Origin of the sequence: Aurantimicrobium sp. (assembly GCF_036667855.1) — a bacterium.
Taxonomy (GTDB): Bacteria; Actinomycetota; Actinomycetes; order Actinomycetales; family Microbacteriaceae; genus Aurantimicrobium.
Genome location: NZ_JAVWTF010000093.1, coordinates 1 through 2,922, shown reverse-complemented (window position 1 = coordinate 2,922; position 2,922 = coordinate 1). Strand labels below are relative to the sequence as shown.

The 2,922-nt window shown below is 57.5% G+C and carries 4 protein-coding genes; all 4 read left to right on the top strand.

Going from position 1 to position 2,922, the window contains the following annotated elements; translation table 11 throughout:
- Window positions 1–331 (top strand): GNAT family protein (locus tag RR877_RS10250; protein WP_332628171.1); only part of this gene is annotated, 331 nt, incomplete at its 5' end.
- 73 nt (window positions 332–404) lie between these two features.
- The gene (locus RR877_RS10245) at window positions 405–1,292 is read left to right on the top strand and encodes a hypothetical protein (protein ID WP_332619058.1); all 888 of its coding nucleotides are present in this window, start codon (window positions 405–407) and stop codon (window positions 1,290–1,292) included.
- Between the two features lie 33 nt (window positions 1,293–1,325).
- Window positions 1,326–2,099, top strand: coding sequence for an SDR family oxidoreductase (locus RR877_RS10240; RefSeq protein WP_332619057.1), 774 nt, complete (start codon window positions 1,326–1,328; stop codon window positions 2,097–2,099).
- 3 nt (window positions 2,100–2,102) lie between these two features.
- Window positions 2,103–2,741, top strand: coding sequence for a pyridoxamine 5'-phosphate oxidase (pdxH, locus tag RR877_RS10235; protein WP_332628169.1), 639 nt, complete (start codon window positions 2,103–2,105; stop codon window positions 2,739–2,741).
- Window positions 2,742–2,922 lie beyond the last annotated feature (181 nt).

The following is a 2,922-nucleotide window of genomic DNA, read 5'->3' as shown; positions in this document are numbered from 1 at the left end:
TGCTGAACGCGTGGCAGGCAAGGGTGTCACTCCCACTGCCGTTGCCTTGGCAACGGATTACTGCTTGCAGAACTTGGGTCTTCACCGCATGGAGATCTGCATTCGTCCCGAGAACGCAGCTTCGCTGCGCATTGTGGAGAAGCTGGGCTTCCGTTATGAGGGTTTACGTCGCCGCTATATCCACATTAACGGCGATTGGCGCGACCACTTTTCTTACGCCCTCACACAAGAAGAAGTGCCTGCGGGCGTCTTGAATAGATGGCAGTTGGGACTCGTTCCTGCCGATGTCAGCATGGTTCCTGCCGCTGACTTTGATGCACTTGGTAGATAACAGCTTCGTCACAGGAAAACAACACACCCTGCCCTTAAAGGGCAACGGGGAGTTTCACTCGTAACTTAGAAACATGAGTGGTGGAATGTTCGGTGGCGGCATAGTTTTCGCTATTGCTGCTGCCCTCTGGGTTGTGTATTTGATTCCGACCTACCTGCGCCGTCGCAACTTCGATGCGACCGAGCGCAATGCCGTGCGCATGCAACAAACCATCCGCGCGCTGGCTGAAACCACTGACGTTCCCGAGGAGATTCGCGTGGAAGCATCCGCACGCGCCGTGATTGAACAAAAGCGTGTCCTGCGCCAGGCAGAAGCTGCCGCCCGTGCACAGGTTCGACAGGCAACCGGTCGTGCTGTGGGCTATGACGAAGCAGCTGTGACCGCTGCTCGCCGCGCTCGCCGTAACCGGTTGGCAAGTGCCGTCTTCTTACTGGCCACCATCGCTGGAGTTGTTACTGGCATTGTCCTTCTAGTCAACGGTGGAAGCTGGGAAACCCTCGCTATCTCCTGCATCTCCTTCGCTATTGCGTTGGTAGTTCAGGAAGTTGTTGTTTCGGTGAGTGCACCTGCAGAGGTTGCTCCAGCGAACGCTGACCGCTTCGCTTCTGATGTCTTTGACCAGGGTTACTTCAAGGCGGCACCTGCCACTCGCACCTGGACCCCCACTGCTCTGCCTCGTCCACTTCACCTTTCCGAAGGAACTCTGGCTCAGGCTGTTGTTCAGTCGCAGTTGGCTGCTGACCGTATGCGCCAGAACGCTCAGGAGTCGGCACTGGTTGAGCGTATGAGCATGGATCAGGCTGGCCTGGAAAACCTCCGTCGCTCTGTTCCAGCTACTCCCGTTCAGGCACCTGTTGCTGACAGCGTCACCGCTCGTCTGGCCGGCATGGGTGTTGTTGCGGAAACTGAATCAACGCAGCTCGACCTCGACGCTGTACTGCGTCGCCGTCGCGCAGGCTAAACACACGCCAGCCGACCGCGGTAAGTTTGCTCTATGAGCACTCGTCGCGTTGTTATCACTGGAGCTAGCTCCGGTATTGGTCAGGCTACTGCACGTCTATTTGCCCAGCATGGCTGGAAGGTTGTCGGCGTTGCCCGCCGAGCAGATCGCCTTGCTGCCCTCGAAGCTGAGACCGGCATCAGCACCTTTGTTGCTGATGTGACCAAGCAAGAAGACGTGGATTCCCTGCGTGACTTCCTCGCCGATTCAGGCCCTGTTCACGCTCTGGTGAATAACGCCGGTGGCGCCTTCGGCGCCTCCTCGGTTGAAGACAGCGACCCTGAAGACTGGAAGCGCATGTTTGACGTCAATGTCATTGGCGTTCAGCGCGTGACCAGTGCGCTGCTACCCTTGCTCCGCAAGGCAGCAGCAGACGGCCACGCCGACATCATGACCGTGACCTCCACAGCAGGCTTCGTTCCTTATGAAGGCGGCGGCGGATATAACGCGGCCAAGTTTGCTGCGCACGGTGTTGTTGGTGTGTTGCGCTTGGAGCTTGCCGGTGAACCGATCCGTGTTCTCGAGATTGCTCCCGGCATGGTGAAGACCGATGAGTTCGCGTTCAACCGTTTAGGTGGTGACACTGCCAAGGTCGACGCACTCTATGCAGATGTGAAGAACCCTTTGGTGGCTGAAGATGTTGCCGAAGCGATTGTGCACGCCATTGAACTTCCTAGCCACGTCAACATGGACATGATCACGATTCGCCCGGTTGCCCAGGCTGCTCAACACAAGCTCATCCGTGGCGAACTCAAACCCAAGGCGTAAATCATGGATTCACTTTCTCGTCACACCGACTACGGCAATGTGCCCTTCGACGAATCGATTGCGCTGCCTGATCCTCTGGCTCAGTTTGCGCAGTGGCTGAAGCAGGCTGAAGACGAGGACGTCTTTGAGCCCAACGCCATGGTGGCCAGCACCATCGATCCCGATGGTGCTGTGAGTTCCCGCACAGTCCTGCTCAAGGGTTTGGACGACACCGGCCTCGAGTTCGTCACCAACTACACCTCCCGCAAGGGCAAGGCTCTGCTGCACAATCCCAGCATCTCGCTGCTGTTCCCCTGGTATGGGCTCAAGCGCCAGGTGATTGTCTATGGCGAAGCCAAGCCCACCGTGGCAGAGGTGAGTGACCTCTACTGGAATCGTCGCCCCAAGGGTGCTCAGCTTGCCTCGGCAGCCAGTGACCAGTCAGCACCCATTGCTTCACGTGAGGAACTGGACAAGCAACTTGCAGCACTCGAAGCGAAGTACCCCGGTGACACGGTCGTGCCCAGACCTGAGCATTGGGGTGGCTTCCGCGTGATTCCTCACGCTTTCGAATTCTGGCAGGGGCGCTCCATGCGTTTCCATGATCGCGTGCGTTACGAACTTGTGGATAGTCACTGGCAGATAACTCGACTCCAGCCCTAGGCTGAAGCAATGAGTACTCCCTTCACTAGCTACACTCTCGACCAGCTCAAAACCCGTACCAGCGCCAAGTGGCAGCACTATGGTCCTGATGTTTTGCCGCTGTGGGTGGCAGAGATGGATGTGCCTATTGCACCTTCCGTCATTGAGGCAGTTAACGCGGCTATGACATCTGGTGACACCG